Here is a 16406-nt window from a genome sequence, read left to right as displayed (position 1 = left end):
CCGGAGTCCCTTGTATGGATGGCTTGAGGATCGCTGATTTATGGACAATAAACTGATTGAAGGCAACATTTTTGTTCCGGCGCACATAGACGATGTCTGGCACGCCTGGACTACCGAAAGCGGTCTGCGCAGTTTTCTGGCTCCCGAATGTTTGATGGTGGCCGAACCGAATGGTCCTTTCGAGATCTACTTCAGGCCTGATGCCCCGCTGGGTGAACGTGGCAGTGAAGGGTGCCGGGTCATGGCCGTCATGCCCTATGACTTGCTCAGTTTCAGCTGGAATTTCCCGCCCAGCCTGCCCCATATCCGCCAGCAAAAGACCCAGGTTTGCCTGCGCTTTGTGCCGGAAGGGCAGGGCACTCGCCTCTACTTCCTGCAGAGCGGTTGGGCCAATGATCCGGATTGGGATCAGGGTTATGCCTATTTTCGGGAAGAGTGGCTGGAGACCAGCCTGCCACGGCTGCAGTACCGTTTTACCCACGGTCCCATCGACTGGAACAATCCGCCAGACAAGGCGCAGTTGAAGGCGCTGGCCCAGTAATCCCGGATATCAGACATAAAAAAAACCGGCCAAAAGGCCGGTTGAAACAGTTCAGGCTTGTCAGGTGACAAACGTATCCAGCGGATGAGAGTCGCTTTCCACTCCTTGTGAAGCACAACACTCTTGGTTACGTGCGGCTACTTTATGCCATTCACACTGAATCGAGGCTGAACCATGGATGATCCCGCCTCGCCCCCCTCTTCAATCAGATTGTGATCCCCATCGACTGGCGCAAGTAAGCGCCTGCACCGAGCAGCCCCGGCCCTTCATGGGTGATCAGGAACACCGGGATCTCCTTGAGGTAGGACTTGAAGCGCCCCTTGTCTTCAAAGGCGACCCGGAAACCGGAACCGGTAAAGAACTCCTGGAAGCGCGGCACTATGCCACCTGCGATATAGACGCCGCCAAAGGTGCCCATATTGAGGGCCAGATTGCCGGCAAAGCGGCCCATCAGCACGCAGAACAGGCTCAGGGTGCGACGGCAATCGAGGCACACCCCGGCCAGTGCGCGCTCGGTAATGTCTTTGGGGGCAAACGGCTCGGGCTCACGGCCATCGGATTTCACCAGCCCTCGATAGAGATTGACCAGACCCGGGCCGGAGAGGAAACGCTCTGCCGAGACATGGCCCAATTCGCCTCGCATTACTTGCAGTACCGCATCTTCCTCTTCGGTGTTGGCAGCAAAATCCACATGACCACCTTCACCCGGCAGGCTCAGCCACTGCTCACCCGCCTTGACCAGATGGGCGACCCCAAGGCCTGTGCCTGCACCATAGATGGCGATGGGCTTGCCCGCTACCGGCGCGGCGCCGCCAAGCTGGATGCGATCCGATTCAGCCAACACCGGCACCGCCATCGAGACCGCAGTAAAGTCGTTGATCACTTGCAGGCGTGCCAGCCCGAGATTGCTCTGCATCTCGCTGATGGAGAACTCCCAGCTGTGGTTGGTCATGGCAACCCAGTCACCGTTGATGGGGCAGGCGATGGCGATGCAGGCTTCAGCCACCTGAACCTTGTGTTCCTCCAGATAGAGGCGTACCACGGCTTCAAGGGTGGGATGGGCCAGACCTGAGTAGGTCTTTGCCTGAGAGATAGTACCGGTGGCCAGCTCACACAGGGCCAGACGCGCATTGGTGCCGCCGACATCGCCGACCAGCGCATGGGTATGCTGCATAACAACTCCTTCGTTACAGGATGGGGACGACTCTGGTGTCCCGAGATTATTGTTGGATTATGACGGCCCATTCTATCCGAGCTCAGGCTTGCTCACCCGCCGGATCGATACAAACGTGCGCCTGCTCACAGTGTTGTTGCTTTGCAACATTTGTAAGCGCTTTCATGGCAAGGTGACGTTTTGTAACGAAAAGTACGAAATAATTAGAGATGAGTCATACTTTGTATGGCAGGCGTTAGTTGCCATAACCGCTTGTCTTGTATAGTCCTTAGCTTGAATGGAAACTTGCTTAGCCGTAGATTGAGTGCAAAGACACTGAAGCTAAATTACAAAAACGCCTGGTGGTGATGATGAATACCCTTGATAAAATTACGAACAACTTGGAAAGTTTCAGTAAATCAGAACGCAAGGTTGCCGAGGTGATCCTGGCGTCTCCCCAGACCGCCATCCACTCCAGCATCGCCGCTCTGGCCAAGATGGCCGACGTCAGTGAACCGACCGTCAACCGCTTTTGCCGCCGTCTCGATACCAAGGGCTTTCCTGATTTCAAACTCCATCTGGCCCAGAGCCTGGCCAATGGCACCCCTTACGTAAATCGTCATGTGGAAGCGGAAGATGGGCCGGATACCTATACCGCCAAGATCTTCGAATCCACCATGGCCTGTCTGGATGCCGCCAAAAACAGCCTGGATATCTCTGCCATCAACCGCTGCGTCGATATCCTGACCCAGTCCAAGAAGATCAGCTTCTTCGGCCTTGGCGCCTCCTCCGCCGTTGCCCGCGATGCCCAGAACAAATTCTTTCGCTTCAACATTCCGGTAGTGAGCTTTGACGATATCGTCATGATGCGCATGAGCTGCATCAACAGCAGCGAAGGGGATGTGGTGGTGCTGATCTCTCACACCGGCCGCACCAAGGCGTTGGTCGAGATCGCCGCGCTGGCTCGCGAGAACGACGCCACCGTGATCGGCATGACCGCCAAGGACTCCCCGCTTGCCCGCGAGTGCAATCTGGTGCTCTCCATGGATGTGCCGGAAGATACCGATGTCTATATGCCGATGGCATCCCGCATCGCCCAGCTGGCGCTGGTGGATGTGCTGGCGACCGGTTTTACCCTGCGCCGGGGGATGAAATTTCGCGAAAATCTGAAGAAAGTGAAAGAGGGATTGCGCGAATCCCGCTTCGAAACCCCGCACTCTTCCTGAACCGTCGGGGGCTCCGGCCCCCGACTGTCTATGCCACCCGCCTTGGTGTAGAATTGTAATTTAATAACAAAAACCACCCAGATGGTTTGCAAACGGGTGCATCGAGCCATGGGCTTGATGGGGCAGAATCTCAAGTCATATCAACTTCATATTGGAGTCTTTCATGCCTAGACGTACAAAGATTGTAACCACACTCGGTCCGGCTACCGACCGCGAAGGGATCCTCGAAGGGATCATTCGCGCCGGGGCTGACATGGTGCGGATGAACTTCTCTCACGGCACTGCTGAAGACCATATCCTGCGCGCCAATCAGGTGCGTGACATTGCTGCCAAGCTCGGTCGTCACGTTGCCATCATGGGGGATCTGCAAGGCCCGAAAATCCGTGTTTCCACTTTCAAGGATGGCAAAATCTATCTGGCCATCGGTGACAAGTTCATTCTCGACGCGGCACTCGGCAAGGGTGAGGGTTGCCAGGAGCAGGTTGGCATCGATTACAAGAGCCTGCCAGACGATGTGGTTCAGGGCGACATCCTGCTGCTGGACGATGGCCGTGTGCAGCTGAAGGTCGAGCAGGTTGAAGGCACCCGCATTCACACCACGGTGACCGTGGCCGGGCCGCTCTCCAACAACAAGGGCATCAACAAGAAAGGGGGCGGTCTCTCCGCTCCGGCCCTGACCGAGAAAGACAAGGAAGACATCAAGACTGCTGCCCGCATGAATGTGGACTATCTGGCTGTCTCCTTCCCGCGCTGTGGCGATGATCTGCGCTACGCCCGCGAGCTGGCCCGCGAAGCCGGTTCCAATGCCAAGATCGTGGCCAAGGTCGAGCGCGCCGAAACCGTCGCCACCGATGAGGCGATGGAAGACATCATCCTCGGTTCCGATGCGGTGATGGTCGCCCGTGGCGATCTGGGTGTCGAGATCGGTGACCCCGAGCTGGTTGGCGTACAGAAGAAGCTGATCCGCCACTCCCGTCGTCTGAACCGTGTGGTGATCACCGCGACCCAGATGATGGAGTCGATGATCAATGCGCCTCTTCCGACTCGTGCAGAGGTCATGGACGTGGCCAACGCCGTGCTGGATGGTACCGATGCGGTGATGCTCTCCGCCGAGACTGCCGCCGGTCAGTTCCCCATCGAGACCGTGACTTCCATGGCAAGCGTCTGTGTCGGTGCCGAGAAGCACCCGAGCCTGAACGTCTCCAACCACCGCATGAGCTACACCTTCACTTCCGTTGAAGAAGCGGTAGCCATGTCCACCATGTATGCGGCCAACCACCTGGAAGGGGTGAAGGCGATCGTGGCACTGACCGAGTCCGGCACCACCCCGCTGCTGATGTCCCGTATCAGTTCTGGTCTGCCGATCTTCGCTATGTCTCCCCACAACAAGACCCTGGCCTGGACTAACCTCTACCGTGGCGTCACTCCGGTGATGTTTGACGGTGACGAGACCAAACCGGTCTACGAAGTGTGCCGCGACGCGCTGGCCGTGCTCAAGGAGAAGGGGCTGTTGCAGAGCGGTGACATGGTGCTGCTGACTCACGGTGACAAGATGGAAACCGTGGGTAGTACCAACACCTGTAAGGTGATGATGGTCGAATAAGCCCGTCCGGTTTTACTGTGCTTAACAAGGCTGCTCCTCTTTGATGAGCAGCCTTTTTGTTAACCGCTGTCGGGCTGTGGCGGTATAAACAGGACTCAATGATTGCTTAACCGGATTCCCCTTCCGATAATGCGGGAGTGATTTTCAGCGGGTAGCCTGTTGTAGGTGATCGTCTCAGGTAACCCAGACACTCGACAATACGGGAGTGAAAAAATGAACAAGCGTAACTGGTTGCTGGCCTTGTCACTGAGTCTGGCCTTCTCACCCTGTTATGCCGACTGGGCCAAGCTCAAGGCCGCAGCGTCCGATCTGGGAGCGGCAGTGAGCGAGACCAGCAAGGAGGTGTGGCAGGATGTCAGCGATTTCTCCAAGAAGAGCTGGGCCTCCATCTCGGCCTGGGGGGAGGATGCCTTCAATACCGCCGGGGTCTGGACCGACAAGAGCATCGCGACCGGCAAGGAGTGGCTGAAGGCGGCCGACAAGGAGCTCAACGAGATGCTCAACCCCAAGACGGCGAAAGAGGCGAGGATCGCGCTCAATACCATGGCCGACACTGCGCTGATCCGGTTGTTCAACGAGCAGCCATCAGCCAAGTTGTTGTTTGACAAGGCTTATGGCTATGCAGTGTTCGATTCGCGCAAGTTCTCCCTGATGCTGCATACCAATCAGGGGGCCGGGGTGGCAGTCAATCGCAAAACCGGCAAGCACACCTATATGAAGATGTTTGGCGCGGGTCTGGCGGCTGGGATTGGTGGCAAGTTCTATCAGCAGGTGATCCTGTTTGAAGACAAGGCCAGATTCGATGCCTTCGTGACCCAGGGGTGGGAGGCCACTTCCGAAGTGGGCGTGGTGGCCGGCAAGGAGAGCGCCGAGCTGACCGCCAAATACAACGGCGGCATGGCCATCTACCAGATTGGCGAGAAGGGCTTGCTGCTCGATGCCAATATTTCCGGCTCCAAGTACTGGATTGACAAGGACTTGACTGAAACGAGCCGCTAATCCCGCCATTATCGGTTGCTCACTGCACGCCATGCGCTTGTCGTGATCTTGCCAACAGGCCCGCAGTGCGGGCCTGTTTGTTCTCTCGGTGTCAGTGGGCTAAATAGACCTGCTTGCCCTTGAACATGGTCCAGAGCACCTTGGTCTCCTTGAGCTCTTCGCTTGCTACCTGTTCCAGATTGCGATCCAGCAAGATCAGGTCAGCACTCTTGCCCGCGCTGATGGAGCCAATCTCTTTCTCCCGTCCAATTACCTTGGCGGCGTTGAGGGTATAGGCCTGCAAGATGGCCTGACGGCTGATCTGCTCGCTGGCGGGGGGCAGCAAGCCAAGCTCACCTTGGCGGGTGATCGCGGTATACATGGCGAGGAAAGGGTTGGGGCTGGAGACCGGCCAGTCACTGGCACCGGCGATAATGGCGCCGCTTTGCAGCAAGCTGCCTGCTGGATAGAGGCGGGCTAGCAGTGCCGGGGGCACTTTTCCTTCAAGCAACAGGGTGGTCGCCACGTTTTTCCCGGCCCACAACAGTTGCATCGATGCGGCCACATTGAGCGGTTTGAAGCGGGCAATACTGGCCGGGCTCACCACCTCCAGATGGGTGATGCTGTGCAGCAGGCGGTGATCCCGATTGTGGGCCCGGGCATAGGCGATGGCATCGAGGGATTCACGGACGGCCCGATCGCCGATGGCATGAAAGTGAGCGATAAGTTGATGGGCATCCGCGGTGCGGATCAGCTCGTTGAAACGCTGCTTGTCCAGATCGTCCTTGCCGCTGTAACCGGGACGGTTGAGGTAGGGCTCGCTCAACTTGGCGGTCTGGGATGGATACTCGATGACACCATCTTGCAGGATCTTGATCCCCACCAGTTTAACGTCCGGGGCATCTTGAAACTGCTGTTGCAGCGCCAATACGTCATCAATGATGGCGGGTGATGCATGTATCCCCACCAGTGCCAGTGCGGACACATGTCCGGTCAGCTTGCCTTCCCGGGAGAGCATGCTGTACGCCGGCAGCAGGCCGGTATTGCGGCGATCCGGCTCGGCGTTGAAGATGGGGGCGAGGGGGCGAATGTTGCTGATAGGGTCCATCCAGGCGGTAATGCCCACCTGATTGAGTTGTTTGGCGGCGGTCATGATGGCACTGGCAATCTTCTCGTCGCTGACGGGGGGCAGCGCCTTGAGGATGGCATCCCAGCCGCCTTCCGAGGCAAAGCCATTGAGCATGCCGGATGGGGTGAGGCCAAAATTGCCTTTCAGCGGAGCATAACGACCGGCAAGGGTGTCGGCATCAATGCCAGCCTTGCGCAGCATGGCCTGATTGGCCCAACCGGTGTGGGCATCCGAACCGGCAAGCACTACTGGGATCTGCCGGTATTGCGGGCCATTGAACACCTGATCGAGCAGGGGAAGCTGATGCCAGTAGTCGAGGGAGACATTGCTGTATAGCTCTACATCGCCCAGTGTCAGGCGGGGATCATCCTTGCTGCGGGTCAGAAATTGCTGCACCTGCTCAACCTCATTCAACGCATCGGGAAAGTTAACCGTCATCCCCTGAAAACCGGCAAATGCCGCATGAACATGGCTGTCGATGAGGCCTGGCATCAGGTACTTTCCTTTCAGATCAAGACGCTTGGCATGGTTGCCTAGACGGGCGCTGACCTCCTGATAGCTGCCGACTGCCACTATCTTTTTACCTTCAATGCCGACCGCTTCCGGGTGAGGGTTCGCCGGATCACCACTGTAGATGGTGCCGCCAAAGATCAGTGTCTGGCTCTGTGACTGGGCATTGGCGGCAGCGGGAAGTGTCACCAGCAGGCTGGCGAGAAACAGCGTTTTGATATTCATGGGCATGACTCCGTCGCTTCGGTGCCCGAAGGCACCGAAGTGGGTAAATGGAAATGAGGTATCGGCTTATCGGTTGATCAGCGGGATACAGATATCAAACACGTAGTGCCCCCGGTCGGGATCCGTGCCTGCGTGGTATTGCTCGTAACACGGGCGATCGTCGCAGTTCAGCCCTTGGCCCACTACCCAGCGAAACGCCGTCTCCCAGCAGGCAACCAGTTGATCGCCACGAGCGATAAACTGACAAACCGCATAGGGTCCCGCGGCGATGGTCTGGGTGGTCAACTGGCGCCCAGCGGGGATCTCTGGCCCCAGCTCGATGCAGACGTCAGTACGGCAACGGGTCTCATCGGTGATATCGGGGATATCCCAATAGAGACTCAGGGTACCCGCCGGTGTCATCGCCTCGTCTGAGGCGAACAGCGCGAGCAAATCCCGATGAGCTTGCTCGCAGGTCTCTTTGCCATAGGGGCCCAGGCGGCGCATGTACGCCACGCGCCGGGCGGGCATCTGCCTGACGCTAGCCCCCTGCAACAGACCCGGGTGTTCGGTGACCGGGTGCATGACCAGGCCATCATAGGTGTCAAAGGGAAGGGGATCGTTTCCAATCTTGCTTTTCCAGTTTCCCCCCTGCTGCTGGCGGTATTCCGAGGGGCTCATGGCGAAGTGCAGGCGAAAGGCTTTGGCGAAATTCTGCGAGCTGGAGAACCCGGTGGCCAGTGCGAGGGTGGTGATGTCGCTTTGGGGGGAGGCGAGCAAGCGACGGGCAGCGCGTTCCATACGCAGGCGCCGGGTAAATCCGGCAATGGTTTCGCCGACCATCGTCTTGAAAATACGGTGGAAGTGGAAGGTGGAGATGGCTGCCGCCGCTGCGACTTCATCCAGGCCCGGATTGTCATCCAGATGGTGGCTGATGTAGTCCATCGCCTTGAACACGGGTTTGCGATAATCCAGAGCGGACTCCTTGCCAGCCAGCAAAAGTGGGCGTCAGAGTCGGATTTAATCAGAGCCACCTGCCGTTGTCGAACCCGTCCGGCCTGGTCAGTCCACTCATCCGCATCGCGCTTTTAACGCATTGGCACTCTAATTGCTTGTTGCATGCCAGCGTCAATGATTTGTCTGGGGATGGAAAATGGAAATTAGTGCAAGCAGCCTGATGCAAGAGATGCAGGCGCTCAAGATCGAAGCAGGCGCAACGCCGCTGGCACAACCCGGTCGTCAGGTAACCTCCGACTTTGGTCAGCTGCTGCAACAGGCGCTTGGCAACGTCAACGAGCTGCAAGGGGCCGCCAATGACCTGCGTACCCGTTTCGATATGGGCGACAAGTCGGTGGATCTGGCCGAGGTGATGATCGCGGGCCAAAAATCGTCTATCGCCTTTGAAGCCACGGTACAGGTGCGCAACAAGATGGTCGATGCCTACAAGACCATCATGAACATGCCGGTATAAGCGACGCCAATAAACCATGACGACTGAACATCATGAACATGTCAGCAATAAGGACATAAATCGTGGCTACTGACCAAAACGGCGATCTGCTGATAAACGATGAGGGCACCGCCGCCCTCGATGAAAATGAGCAGAAGAGTTCGGCGCTGGGCTTCCTGTCCAACACCGATGTGCTGCGGCAAATCACCCTGATCCTGGGGCTTGCCATCTGTCTGGCCATTGCGGTGTTTATCCTGCTGTGGGGCAAGGAGCCGGACATGCGTCCCCTCGGCACCTATACCACTCAGGAGCTGGTGAAGACTCTCGATTTCCTCGATCAGCAGAAGATCCCCTATGAGGTGGATGGCAAGAGCGTGCTGGTCAACGCCGAAAGCTACCCCACTATCCAGCTGGCCTTGACCCGTGCCGGTCTTGCCAATGCCACCGATAGCAACATCGGTGGTGAAGATATCCTGCTGAAAGATTCCAGTTTCGGCGTCAGCCAGCGGATGGAGAGTGAACGTCTGAAGCTGAGCCGCGAGCGCCAGCTGGCGAGCGCCATCGAGCAGTTCCAGAATGTGGCCAAGGCCCAGGTGCTGCTGGCTATCCCGAAAGACAACGTGTTTGCCCGCAACGAACGCAAACCCAGTGCCACCGTGGTGCTCAACCTGAAAGGAGCGGCGCTGGGGCAGGGGGAGGTGGACTCCATTGTCGATATGGTTGCCTCTGCCGTGCACGGTCTCGAGCCGACCCGCGTCACCGTCACCGACCAGAATGGCCGCCTGCTCAACTCCGGCTCGCAAGACCCGATCTCGGCCCAGACTCGCAAAGAGTTTGCCATGCAGCAGAAGCAGGAGCTGGAGTACAAACAAAAAATTGACGCCATCCTGATCCCGGTGCTGGGGGCCGACAACTATACGGCGGAAGTGGATCTCTCTCTCGACTTCTCCCAGCAGGAGCAGACCCGCAAGACTTACAACCCTGACTTGCCTGCTGTGCGCTCCGAGATGACCATGGAAGAGAACAGCGCCAGCGGCAGCAACGGTGGTGTGCCTGGTGCACTCTCCAACCAGCCCCCTGCCGCCTCCAATATTCCCGAGGAGGCGACCGGTGGTGATGGTGGCAGCGCTGCCGCTTCGGGCCGCTCCCGCAAAGAGGCGACCCGCAACTTCGAACTGGATACCACCGTCAGCCATACCCGTCGCCAGATGGGAGGCATTCGCCGCATGACCGTCTCGGTTGCCGTGGATTACAAAGCGGTACCCGGTGCCGATGGGGCCGTGACCCGTGAGGCGCGTACCCAGGCAGAACTCGATACATTGCGCCGTTTGCTGAGCGGTGGCCTTGGCTTTGATGTGACCCGTGGTGATACCCTTGAGGTGGTCGCGATTCCGTTCAATCGCCCAGAGCTGGATACCGTGGCCGAGGTGCCGCTCTACGATCAGCCCTGGTTCTGGCGTGCGGTGCGGATTGCCGCCTCGGTACTGGTGATCATCGTCTTGATCGTCACCGTTGTTCGCCCCATGCTCAAGCGATTGCTCTACCCGGATGCCAAACCGGAAGGGGAAGTGGATTTCGACAACCACACCGTACTGGGTGGCGACGACGAGTTGAGCCTGCTGTCAGCACAAGTCGAGAACGATCAGGTATTTGGTGTACGCGATGGCCAGCTGAAACTGCCGGATCTGCACCGTGACGAAGACTTGCTCAAGGCGGTACGTGCGCTGGTGGCGAACGAGCCGGATCTGGCCGCTCAGGTCATTAAAGAATGGGTAACGAACAAAGATGCCTGAAGAAAAGAAGAGTCAAGTCACCGGCAATGACATCACCGACAGTCAGCGCCAAATCCTCGACCAGATGTCGGGGATGGAGATGGCTGCGGTGCTGATGCTGAGCCTCAATGAAGAGGATGCCGCCCAGATCTTCCGTCATCTCGAGCCCAAGCAGGTGCAGCGGCTCGGTATGTCGATGGCCTCCATGTCCGACTTCAGTCACGATCGGGTGGCGGCGGTGCACCGTCAATTCATCGACGATATCCAGAAGTACACCAACATCGGTATCGGCAGCGAAGACTTCGTGCGCAAGGCGTTGGTGGCGGCCCTTGGCGAGGACAAGGCGAGCAATCTGGTGGACCAGATCATTCTCGGTTCCGGCGCCCGCGGCCTCGATTCGCTCAAGTGGATGGATGCCCGTCAGGTGGCCAGCATCATCCAGAACGAACACCCGCAGATCCAGACTATCGTGCTCTCCTATCTGGAGCCGGAGCAATCCGCCGAGATCCTGAGCCAGTTCCCGGAGCAGGTGCGCCTCGATCTGGTGATGCGTATCGCCAACCTCGAAGAGGTACAACCGGCGGCATTGCAAGAGCTGAACGACATCATGGAGAAACAGTTCGCCGGTGCGGCCGGTGCCCAGGCAGCCAAGATGGGCGGCCTGAAGGCTGCCGCCAACATCATGAACTATCTGGATACCAATATCGAAGGCCAGTTGATGGACTCCATCCGCGAGTCGGACGAAGAGATGAGCCAGCAGATCCAGGATTTGATGTTCGTGTTCGAAAACCTAATCGATGTGGACGATCGCGGCATCCAGACCATGCTGCGGGAAGTGCCTGGGGATCTGCTGCAACGCGCCCTCAAGGGCTCCGACGATCAGATGCGCGAGAAGATCTTCAAGAACATGTCCAAACGGGCGGCCGAAATGCTGGCAGACGATCTGGAGGCCATGGGGCCGATCCGGGTCTCCGAAGTGGAAGCGGCCCAGAAAGAGATCCTCTCCATCGCCCGTCGTCTGGCGGATGCTGGCGAAATCATGCTGGGTGCCGGTGGCGGCGAGGAGTTCCTCTAAGCCATGGCCCATAAACCGAATTGCGATGCCAAACCCGCATCAGGCAGTGGTGAGGAGCCGCGCAAAGCATGAACAACAAACTGCGTGGGTATGTGCGCCCCGAGGGCGATGATGCCCGGGTTGAGACCTGGGGCTGGCCCGAGATGGAGGTCGAGGTAGAGGCGGGGGCGCCTACCAATGCTCTTGGCCTGGCCCCTGACTGGTATCAGCAGGAAGAGGAGGTGGTGGAACCGGAGCCCGAACAGGAGCCGACCCCCAGCATCACCGCCGAAGAGCTTGAAGCGATCCGTCAAGCCGCCTGGGAAGAGGGGATGGCCGAGGGACGCGAGTCCGGTTATGCCAAGGGGATGGAAGAGGGCAAGCTGGAAGGATTGCAACAGGGTCATTCTGCCGGTCTCGAACAGGGGCGCGAGGAGGGGCTGGCCATGGGCCGCGAGCTGGTGGAGCAGGAGATCGCCCACTGGCAGGGGCTCGCCGCCCGCCTAGCCAATCCGCTTAACGAGCTGGATCTGGCGGTGGAGCAGCAGTTGGTCTCGCTGGTGATGCAACTGGCCCGCGCGCTTATTCGTCACGAAGCGGAGACCTCCCCCCGCATTTTGCTGGAGGCGCTCAAAGAGGGGCTTGCCTTGCTGCCTGCCGCCGAACAGGGGGTGACTCTGATGTTGCATCCCGACGATATCGCGCGAATCGAGCAGGCATTTGGCGCCGACGAGTGCGCCAGGCGCCAGTGGCGATTGCAGAGCGATCCCACCCTCTCCCCCGGCGATCTGCAACTGGCGACCGAGCTCTCCAGCATCGATTTGACCCTCTCCGTGCGCATCGATCAGTTGCTGCGCAACTTCTTGCGGGACAATGCGTCGCAGAAACCGGCTTCGCCGGACTCACGCCCATAACCGATGCCGGACGTTGCCGTCCGGCTGCACTTTTTAGCTCTCAGGAGGCCAGATGAGCGGCTCGCTACTGAACCGGTTGCAAGGGTACAAGGTACGCGACAGCGCCCCCAAACCGCCGGTCGCCGGCAAATTGACCCGGGTGGTGGGGCTGACCCTCGAAGCCATTGGCTGCCGCGCCGCCATCGGTGCTCTCTGCCGCATCGATACCCTTGATGGGACGCTGGAGGCTGAAGTGGTCGGTTTTTCTGGCGATCGCCTCTATCTGATGCCGAGCGAGCAGCTCAAGGGGGTGATCCCCGGTGCCCGGGTGGTGCCCATCACCGAAGAGCACGGCATTCCGGTTGGGATGAACCTGCTTGGTCGGGTCATCGACGGCATCGGCCAGCCACTCGATGGGCTCGGCCCCATTCTCTCCTCCCAGACCGTGCAGTTTGCCCAGCACCGCATCAACCCGCTCTCTCGCCGCCCGATCCATCAGCCGATGGACGTGGGGGTGCGCGCCATCAACGCCGTGCTGACGGTGGGGCAGGGCCAGCGGATGGGGCTGTTTGCCGGTTCCGGTGTCGGTAAATCGGTGCTGCTTGGCATGATGACTCGCGGCTCGGTGGCGGATGTGGTGGTGGTCGGCCTCATCGGTGAACGGGGCCGGGAAGTTAAAGAGTTTATCGAAGACATTCTGGGAGAGGAGGGGAGAGCCCGCTCCGTGGTGGTGGCGGCTCCCGCCGACGCCTCGCCACTGATGCGGCTCAAGGGGTGTGAAACGGCGCTGGCCATCGCCGAGTATTTTCGCGATCAGGGGCTTAATGTGCTGCTCTTGATGGATTCGCTGACCCGTTATGCCCAGGCCCAGCGTGAAATCGCGCTGGCGGTGGGCGAGCCGCCAGCGACCAAGGGTTATCCACCGTCGGTATTTGCCAAATTACCGGCGCTGGTGGAGCGGGCGGGTAACGGCAGTGACGGCCAGGGCTCCATCACCGCCTTCTTCACCGTCTTGACCGAGGGGGATGACCTGCAAGATCCCATTGCCGATGCGGCGCGGGCGATCCTCGATGGCCACATAGTGTTGTCGCGCGAGCTGGCCGATGCGGGCCACTATCCGGCTATCGATATCGAGAAGTCCATCAGCCGGGTTATGCCCATGGTGACCTCGCCGGAACATATGGATTTGGCGCGCACTCTCAAGCAGTTCTACTCCCTCTATCAGCAGAACCGGGATCTCATCACCATCGGCGCCTACAGTCAGGGTTCCGATCCGCGCATTGACCGCGCCATCATTCAAAAACCCTATCTGGATCAGTTCTTGCAGCAGGGGATGCGCGAGGTCATTCACTATGATGATGGCCTGCAAGCCTTGCAGATGGTGGCGATGCCATTGATGCGCTGATGATGGTCGGTAACAGAGAGGTCGACGATGAGTAAAGGGTTGGTATTGTTGGCCGATCGGCTGGTGGAGGCGGAGCAGCAGTGTGCGCTGGCGCTGGTGAAGGCGCAGCAGGATCTCAAGCTGTTCATGGATCAGCAAAATGCCCTCAACCAGTACCGCCAGATCTATCACCAGCAGTGGACCGATCGCGGCCTGCAGGGGATTTCGCCCCAGCAAAATACCCAGTATCACGCCTTTATCAACAAGCTCGAACAGGCAGCGACTCAGCAGTACGAAGGGGTGTTGCAGGTGCGTCAGGCGCTGGAACAGCGCCGTGAAGAGTGGCTGGCGGCCCAGCAGCGGCGCAAGGCGGTAGAGCTGTTACTGGAGAAGCAAGCGAGCCGCGAGCAGCAGAAAGCCCAGCGTCAGGAGCAGAAGATGCTGGATGAGTACGCCATGTTGCGACGTTTTCATCAATCTGGCCTGTAACTTGCTTTGATATGGACATTGTCGGCGGCCATCTCTTTGGGGGCCACCAGAATTCAGGGATCCCATCATGATGCAGACACTGTTGACACAAACGCCTTCGGCTCCGGCCAACGGGTTGGACAAAGCGCCTCTGAGCGGTTCCGTCGAGAGCAAAAGTATCGATGGGGGAACCGGTAGCGACAGCAAGGGTGATTTCGCCACCCTGATTGCCAAGGCCCGGAACAGCGAACAGGGCGCCGCCGAGGCCACTCAGGGCGGTAACCATGTCCGATCAGCCAAATCTTTGGCGACCGAAAGTGCCTCTCCCAAAGAGGAGACCGGCAAGGAGCAGGATCCTGACGCCGACAACAAGGTGGAGGAGGTCCCTGCCACCGACTTTCTACTACGCCTGCAAGACTCCCTCAAGCTCGATACCTCGCTAGTGACACCCCAGCTGGCGGTGGCGGCCCAACAGAGCGCCACTGCGGTAGACGGCAATCCGTTGCCGCAAGAGGGTGAGCTGGAGGGGATTGCGCTTGATGACGGCGAGCAGACCCCTGCCGCTGCCAGAATTGCCAGCCAGCTTGCCGGTCAGAACGGAGCGCAGTCGCCGCTGGCGACGACCGCCAATTCGACTTCAGAAACCACCGTATCGTCTTCAGCGGCGCGAGTGGTGGCGCAGGGCGATGCCTCTGCTGCCGTTCTCTCCTCTGAAGGTGAAGATGCAGCCACTACTACGGATAGGCAGTCCGGGGAGAAAGCCTCTGCCAAGGGAGAAACCCTCGGAGCAGATGGCAAGCACTCCAAGCCTCTCACGGGGGCCGAGCGGATGGCTCAGCTGGCCAAGGTGCTGCCGGTCGATGAGTCGGCAAACACTGCCAAATCCGCGGAGTCTCTCGCTGCAAAAGAGGCTGGCGACAGCAAATCCGATCTCGCTGCCAGCAATGCTTTGACTAACAAGGGGCAGGCGACGCAAGCCGCGACTCAGGGGGCTGCGCTCAAGGCCTTCAGCGAGGGGCTCAAGCAGCCTGAGGCGGGCGCTGCAACCACTTCAGCAACTGCGGATGGAAGTGGGGTAGCTGGCAAGGGGGCAGAAAAGAGTGCCGCCGAGGGTAGCCAGCAGTCAGCCACTGCCGCCAATCAAGGTTCGGCGCCCGTGACGACGGCGCAAAGTGCCGCAGAAAGTGCCGCAGCTCAGGGCAGCGTGACGGCAAATGCGACGGCTCAGAGCGATAGCGCTGCCGCCCCCGGGATGTTGGCGCCGCAGCAGGTGTTGGCACAGGCCGAATCTCAGGGGCCGCAAGCGCCGTTGTCGACCATTTCAGCCGGCATCAAGCAGATGGAAGTGACCGGCACCGACGAGGTGCGCAAAGCGGTTTCGCTTGAGGTAAAACCGAAGGCCGGTGAGGCGGAGAAGAGACTGGTTGCGACGACATCTAGCGGCGAGAGCAGCCCGAGCCAGACCGTTCAGCATGGCCAGAACAGCCAGACTCAGCCACAGGTGGCCGATAGCCGGGCGCCCGCCGCTGAGACGACGTTGCGCCGTGAGCCGCAGAATTTACCCCATTTGAAACTGGCCAGTCAGGAAGCGCCTGCCGAATTGCACCAGAAGGTCAATGTGATGCTGGCCGAAAAACTGCAACAGGCGGAAATTCAGCTCGACCCCCTCGGCCTTGGCAAGATGAAGATCCAGATCCAGATGGGAGCCGACAGCCAGGCCAACGTTCATTTTGTGGTACAACATGGACAGACCCGCGAGATGCTGGAGCAGGCAATGCCCCGGCTGCGTGACATGCTGGCAGGGCAGGGGATCCAGCTTGGTCAGACGCAGGTGCAGCAGCAGTCGCAACAACAGCAGCAACAGGGCCAGCCCACCTTTAATGGGCAGGGTCAGCAGGGTCAGAGTAGTGGTCAGCCGCGGTCCGGTAACGGGCTGGTTGAAGGGGAACTCACCACTTCCAACCCCAGTTTGCTGGTGGAATCGACAAACGGTTCCGGAATTGATTTCTATGCTTGATGCAATCCCGAGTAAGTTTATGAT

Annotated in this window: 14 protein-coding genes; 11 read left to right on the top strand and 3 right to left on the bottom strand. The window is 59.1% G+C overall.

Annotated elements, in window-relative coordinates; genetic code table 11:
- Window positions 1-40: 40 nt before the first annotated feature.
- The gene (locus tag OKC43_RS04260; RefSeq protein ID WP_005334766.1) at window positions 41-541 is read left to right on the top strand and encodes an SRPBCC family protein; all 501 of its coding nucleotides are present in this window, start codon (window positions 41-43) and stop codon (window positions 539-541) included.
- 205 nt (window positions 542-746) lie between these two features.
- On the opposite strand, the gene glk is transcribed toward OKC43_RS04260, so the two are convergent.
- Complete coding sequence (gene glk / locus OKC43_RS04255) at window positions 747-1715, bottom strand: glucokinase (RefSeq protein WP_270803968.1); 969 nt, start codon at window positions 1713-1715, stop codon at window positions 747-749.
- Window positions 1716-2065: 350 nt separating this feature from the next.
- On the opposite strand from glk, the gene OKC43_RS04250 reads away from it, so the two are divergent.
- The 3 genes from OKC43_RS04250 (at window position 2066) to befA (ending at window position 5522) form a co-directional block, all read left to right on the top strand.
- A complete protein-coding gene (locus OKC43_RS04250; RefSeq protein ID WP_005334759.1) occupies window positions 2066-2920 on the top strand; it encodes a MurR/RpiR family transcriptional regulator in 855 nt (284 codons plus the stop codon).
- A 163-nt stretch (window positions 2921-3083) separates the two neighbouring features.
- Window positions 3084-4523 carry a pyruvate kinase gene (gene pyk / locus OKC43_RS04245; RefSeq protein WP_005362071.1) on the top strand — a complete coding sequence of 480 codons (1440 nt, stop codon included), beginning with the start codon at window positions 3084-3086 and terminating at the stop codon, window positions 4521-4523.
- Window positions 4524-4736: 213 nt separating this feature from the next.
- Complete coding sequence (befA, locus tag OKC43_RS04240; protein ID WP_005353696.1) at window positions 4737-5522, top strand: beta cell expansion factor BefA; 786 nt, start codon at window positions 4737-4739, stop codon at window positions 5520-5522.
- A gap of 91 nt (window positions 5523-5613) precedes the next feature.
- On the opposite strand, the gene OKC43_RS04235 is transcribed toward befA, so the two are convergent.
- Window positions 5614-7365, bottom strand: a complete 1752-nt coding sequence (locus OKC43_RS04235; RefSeq protein WP_270803967.1) for an amidohydrolase — start codon at window positions 7363-7365, stop codon at window positions 5614-5616.
- Window positions 7366-7431: 66 nt separating this feature from the next.
- On the bottom strand, window positions 7432-8343 hold the full coding sequence (locus OKC43_RS04230) for an AraC family transcriptional regulator (protein WP_270803966.1): 912 nt from the start codon (window positions 8341-8343) through the stop codon (window positions 7432-7434).
- A 154-nt stretch (window positions 8344-8497) separates the two neighbouring features.
- Here OKC43_RS04230 and fliE point away from each other — a divergent pair, with 154 nt between their 5' ends.
- From fliE to OKC43_RS04195, 7 genes are all read left to right on the top strand, one after another.
- On the top strand, window positions 8498-8815 hold the full coding sequence (gene fliE, locus OKC43_RS04225; RefSeq protein ID WP_005362062.1) for a flagellar hook-basal body complex protein FliE: 318 nt from the start codon (window positions 8498-8500) through the stop codon (window positions 8813-8815).
- A 62-nt stretch (window positions 8816-8877) separates the two neighbouring features.
- A complete protein-coding gene (gene fliF, locus OKC43_RS04220; protein ID WP_270803965.1) occupies window positions 8878-10587 on the top strand; it encodes a flagellar basal-body MS-ring/collar protein FliF in 1710 nt (569 codons plus the stop codon).
- Entirely contained in the window at window positions 10580-11641 is a 1062-nt protein-coding gene (gene fliG / locus OKC43_RS04215; protein WP_005334749.1) for a flagellar motor switch protein FliG, read from the top strand. Before fliF ends, fliG begins: the two co-directional genes overlap by 8 nt.
- 68 nt (window positions 11642-11709) lie before the next feature.
- Window positions 11710-12534, top strand: a complete 825-nt coding sequence (gene fliH / locus OKC43_RS04210; RefSeq protein WP_270803964.1) for a flagellar assembly protein FliH — start codon at window positions 11710-11712, stop codon at window positions 12532-12534.
- A 52-nt stretch (window positions 12535-12586) separates the two neighbouring features.
- Window positions 12587-13918 carry a flagellar protein export ATPase FliI gene (fliI, locus tag OKC43_RS04205; RefSeq protein WP_005334747.1) on the top strand — a complete coding sequence of 444 codons (1332 nt, stop codon included), beginning with the start codon at window positions 12587-12589 and terminating at the stop codon, window positions 13916-13918.
- A gap of 27 nt (window positions 13919-13945) precedes the next feature.
- On the top strand, window positions 13946-14386 hold the full coding sequence (fliJ, locus tag OKC43_RS04200; protein ID WP_005334746.1) for a flagellar export protein FliJ: 441 nt from the start codon (window positions 13946-13948) through the stop codon (window positions 14384-14386).
- A 67-nt stretch (window positions 14387-14453) separates the two neighbouring features.
- Entirely contained in the window at window positions 14454-16382 is a 1929-nt protein-coding gene (locus tag OKC43_RS04195; protein WP_270803963.1) for a flagellar hook-length control protein FliK, read from the top strand.
- The last annotated feature ends 24 nt before the right edge of the window (window positions 16383-16406 follow it).

The sequence above is a fragment of the Aeromonas sp. Y289-2 genome (assembly GCF_027705925.1).
GTDB classification, from domain to species: Bacteria; Pseudomonadota; Gammaproteobacteria; order Enterobacterales; family Aeromonadaceae; genus Aeromonas; species Aeromonas veronii.
Note: the sequence above shows the minus strand (reverse complement) of the source record. Positions and strands in the feature narration are given on the sequence as shown.

What these genes read in the sequence shown, in the direction of transcription:
- fliI (WP_005334747.1), top strand. Translation starts at nt 12,587, where the DNA reads ATGAGCGGCTCGCTACTGAACCGGTTGCAAGGGTACAAGGTACGCGAC.
- OKC43_RS04260 (WP_005334766.1), top strand. Translation starts at nt 41, where the DNA reads ATGGACAATAAACTGATTGAAGGCAACATTTTTGTTCCGGCGCACATA.
- fliH (WP_270803964.1), top strand. Translation starts at nt 11,710, where the DNA reads ATGAACAACAAACTGCGTGGGTATGTGCGCCCCGAGGGCGATGATGCC.
- OKC43_RS04250 (WP_005334759.1), top strand. Translation starts at nt 2,066, where the DNA reads ATGAATACCCTTGATAAAATTACGAACAACTTGGAAAGTTTCAGTAAA.
- glk (WP_270803968.1), bottom strand. Translation starts at nt 1,715, where the DNA reads ATGCAGCATACCCATGCGCTGGTCGGCGATGTCGGCGGCACCAATGCG.
- fliJ (WP_005334746.1), top strand. Translation starts at nt 13,946, where the DNA reads ATGAGTAAAGGGTTGGTATTGTTGGCCGATCGGCTGGTGGAGGCGGAG.
- fliE (WP_005362062.1), top strand. Translation starts at nt 8,498, where the DNA reads ATGGAAATTAGTGCAAGCAGCCTGATGCAAGAGATGCAGGCGCTCAAG.
- befA (WP_005353696.1), top strand. Translation starts at nt 4,737, where the DNA reads ATGAACAAGCGTAACTGGTTGCTGGCCTTGTCACTGAGTCTGGCCTTC.
- pyk (WP_005362071.1), top strand. Translation starts at nt 3,084, where the DNA reads ATGCCTAGACGTACAAAGATTGTAACCACACTCGGTCCGGCTACCGAC.
- fliG (WP_005334749.1), top strand. Translation starts at nt 10,580, where the DNA reads ATGCCTGAAGAAAAGAAGAGTCAAGTCACCGGCAATGACATCACCGAC.
- OKC43_RS04195 (WP_270803963.1), top strand. Translation starts at nt 14,454, where the DNA reads ATGATGCAGACACTGTTGACACAAACGCCTTCGGCTCCGGCCAACGGG.
- OKC43_RS04235 (WP_270803967.1), bottom strand. Translation starts at nt 7,365, where the DNA reads ATGAATATCAAAACGCTGTTTCTCGCCAGCCTGCTGGTGACACTTCCC.